The sequence below is a fragment of the uncultured Thiodictyon sp. genome (genome assembly GCA_903837595.1).
Taxonomy (GTDB): domain Bacteria; phylum Pseudomonadota; class Gammaproteobacteria; order Chromatiales; family Chromatiaceae; genus Thiodictyon.
In genome coordinates this window covers 1-2,841 of the sequence record CAILVI010000210.1, presented here as the reverse complement: position 1 = coordinate 2,841, position 2,841 = coordinate 1, and the positions used below count along the sequence as shown (strand labels likewise).

The 2,841-nt window shown below is 58.9% G+C and carries 3 protein-coding genes; all 3 read left to right on the top strand.

Annotation, left to right across the window (positions count from 1 at the left end):
* Positions 1–321 precede the first annotated feature (321 nt).
* On the top strand, positions 322–1,554 hold the full coding sequence (gene gltS, locus QZY44_RS11295) for a sodium/glutamate symporter (RefSeq protein WP_295446227.1): 1,233 nt from the start codon (positions 322–324) through the stop codon (positions 1,552–1,554).
* A 347-nt stretch (positions 1,555–1,901) separates the two neighbouring features.
* Positions 1,902–2,126 carry an AbrB/MazE/SpoVT family DNA-binding domain-containing protein gene (locus QZY44_RS11290; protein WP_295446225.1) on the top strand — a complete coding sequence of 75 codons (225 nt, stop codon included), beginning with the start codon at positions 1,902–1,904 and terminating at the stop codon, positions 2,124–2,126.
* Positions 2,123–2,515, top strand: a complete 393-nt coding sequence (locus QZY44_RS11285; RefSeq protein WP_295446223.1) for a type II toxin-antitoxin system death-on-curing family toxin — start codon at positions 2,123–2,125, stop codon at positions 2,513–2,515. Before QZY44_RS11290 ends, QZY44_RS11285 begins: the two co-directional genes overlap by 4 nt.
* Positions 2,516–2,841 lie beyond the last annotated feature (326 nt).

The following is a 2,841-nucleotide window of genomic DNA, read 5'->3' as shown; positions in this document are numbered from 1 at the left end:
GTAAGCGCGCCAACTCGGCGTCCGGGCTTTCGAGGGCGATGGTGGTGGGCAGCGGCTCAGCCATGACACCAAAGTACACGCCTAGACGGCTGTCTGGCAAGGGGTACCTGAACAGTTACCTCAGGACTAGGTCCACCCCTCTCACCGCTAGGTCGTCGGGCCGCGCAACGGACCCTACGGTAAGGCCTAGATCGGTAGGTTCCGCCGTGCGGACCAACGACCTCGACGTCGGCGAACTGGCCGGGATGATGATCAAGGCCGCCCCCCTCTGGTCGACGTCTGGCCCTCGGCTGCCCTCGCTTATTCTTATCAGGAGCTCTCATGGAATTTCAAGACGGCGTTCGGCGCATCGAATCCTTCCTCGCCGTGACCATCGGTATCATCGTGTTATTCATCGGTAAACGCCTGAACGACAAGGTTGCGATCCTGCGTGACTTCAGCATACCGGAACCGGTCACCGGCGGGCTGCTGTTCTCCATCCTGTTCGGGGTGCTCTATTTTTCATCCGGGGTCGCAGTGAATTTTGAGCTGCAGGCGCGCGACGTCCTGCTAGTCTATTTCTTCACCACCATCGGCATCAATTCCAACGCCCTGGACCTGCTCGCCGGCGGCCGACCGCTGCTGATCCTGCTGGCCGTCACCATCGCCTTCATGTTTGCGCAGAACCTCACCGGCATCGGGGTGGCCGCCCTGTTCGGCCTGCCGGCGGCGGTCGGAATCACCGGCGGGAGCGTGTCCCTGATCGGCGGCCACGGCACCACCATTGCCTGGGCGCCCTCGATCGCCGCTCACTACGGAATCACCAACGCCATGGAGATCGGCATCGCCAGCGCGACCCTGGGTCTGATCCTGGCCAGTATCATGGGCGGCCCAATCGCCAAGTTCCTGATCAAACGCCACGCGCTCACGCCCGTCCCGCCCATGGTCGAGGAGGTCCAGGACATTGGACTCAGTGAGACGCAGAAAAAGACCGGCCTGGGTCATCTGGACTTTCTGGGCGCCATCCTGGCCATGCACCTCTGTGTCATCGTAGGCTTTCTACTCAATGGGGCCGTGGCGGACCTGGGGCTCAAGCTGCCGCTCTTTGTCACCTGCCTCTTCGCCGGCATCCTGATTACCAATCTGATCCCGAACAACATGCCAACACTCAGCGGGATGCCCTGGCCGACCCGGACCCCGGCGATCGCCCTGATTGCCGACGTGGCCCTCGGCACCTTCCTCGCGATGTCATTGATGAGCATGCAACTCTGGACGCTGATCGACCTGGCATCGCCCGTGCTCACCATCCTGGCGGTGCAATTCGCCTTGGCCGTGGCCGTCACCCTGTTCATCCTTTTCCCATTGATGGGCCGCAGCTATGACGCCGCGGTAGTTTGCGCCGGCTTCGGCGGCGTCTCACTCGGCTCGACCCCGACGGCTATGGCCAATATGGCGGCCGTGACCCAACACTTTGGTCCCTCCCACCGCGCCTTCATCATCGTGCCGCTGGTCTCGGCCTTCTTCATCGACCTGGTGAATGCGCTGGTGATTCCGTTTTTCCTGCGAACCTTCTAGCCGGCGTTGATCATCCTTCCGGCCAACGGTCATCTTCTGGAGTCCAAGGCCTCAGCCTTGGTCCTGTCCATCCAAGAGCAAAAGGGTCGTGGCTCGAATATATTCCGGGACCGCCAGGCCAAAATAACTCGAGCCTGCCCTCTTTTGCCCTTTTTCCGGCCTCGCCACCTTTCGCGCCTACTCATGTTGGGCGATTCCATATGTTCCTGTCAGCTTGGTTGCGCCTGGCTGCCCTGGCCCCGGCTCCCCAGCGACCATCATCAGCCTGAGATCCGCTTGACCAGTTTGATTGGCGCCACTAGACTCCGTAGCAACAAACGTAATAACTCTACGAAGGACACCCGATCATGCTGAAAGTTAAAGTGACCGCCGTCGGCAATTCTATGGGCATACTGTTGCCAAAAGAAGCACTTAACAAACTAAAGGTCGGGAAAGGCGATACGTTGTACCTGGTGGAAAATACAGAGGGATTTACCATTACCCCTTACCAGCAAGATTTTGAATCGCAGATGGAGGCCGCCGAAAAGGTGCTGAAAAAGTACAGAAATGCCTTTCATGAGCTGGCGAAATGAGCGAGCCGCGATGGATCTTGGAGTCAATCGTCGTTGCGGTCCATCGAATGCTCGTTGCGGAACATGGTGGCAGTCCCGGTATTCGGGACCGGGGACTGCTTGACTCCGCCTTAGCCAGACCCCGGCAGCGCTTCTGTTACGAACCACAGGCGACTCTTTTCGATCTCGCCGCGGCCTATGGCTATGGCTTGGCAAAGAATCATCCTTTCGTCGATGGCAATAAACGCATAGCCCTTGCGATTGCTTCGATATTTCTGGAAATAAACGGGTTCAGTCTGGATGCATCCGAGCCACAGTCGGTGATAATTGTTGAACAACTAGCAGCCGGCGATCTCTCCGAAATCGATCTCGCTAGGTGGCTGCGCGATTCATCAGTTGTTATCGCCTGACGGTGGTTTAACGGTAACCGGATCAGCGCGGCGGTGTAGATCGGCAGAATTAGCAACACGCGAAAACCCTAGTACATCGCATGGGTGTCGAGCAACAACCTCACGACATGTACTCCGCGAAATCGATGAGATGCCCGTCATCGTCAGCAATGATGGTAATACACCTGTTAGCGGCTGTCAAAAGGCGCGGAAAAATGGCGAACTCAGCGGAGGATAGTCGGGGGCCATGGCGTCAGGGGGGCGCTCACTGAGGAGCGCCCGGGCGGGACGGATCAGAACGGATCGCTGGGATCGCCGGGGTCGAAGAGGTCGGGTTGGGCGTGGCG